At 63.2% G+C, this 367-nt stretch carries 1 protein-coding gene; it reads right to left on the reverse strand.

What is annotated here, in order from left to right; translation table 11 throughout:
• Positions 1–71: 71 nt before the first annotated feature.
• Positions 72–367, reverse strand: a 296-nt coding sequence (locus QN345_RS19895) for a hypothetical protein (RefSeq protein WP_323508222.1), incomplete at its 5' end; no start/stop codon positions are given.

A 367-nucleotide genomic window follows, 5' to 3' on the forward strand; every position in this document is an offset into this window, starting at 1 on the left:
CCAACCCAACCCGACGACATCGGAGGCATTCATTGGCATCAAAGCCGAATAGGCGTTACTGACTCACGCTCCTAGGGCACGGTCGGGTCAGGCGTGTTGCTGTCCGAGTTCGAGGGCGCGTTGTCTGGTTGCATGGTCATGTAACGCCACTGGCCTCCGGTGTAGATGAGGCGGAGGTGGGCTGTGACTTCACCGGGAGCACCGTTCTTGACGTAGTCGAAGGTGATCGGGGTGAGCGCGAAGTCCGCCCCGGCACTGGTTGTGACGTACGTCGTGGCGCCTGTGGGAGCCAAACCTGTGACGCTGCCGCCGCCGGTAGCGCCGATGGTGGCGACGAACTGTTCCCGGGTGAGCCCGTTTCGCAGGC

The organism is Cryobacterium sp. 10I1 (assembly GCF_035019805.1).
Lineage (GTDB): Bacteria > Actinomycetota > Actinomycetes > Actinomycetales > Microbacteriaceae > Cryobacterium > Cryobacterium glucosi.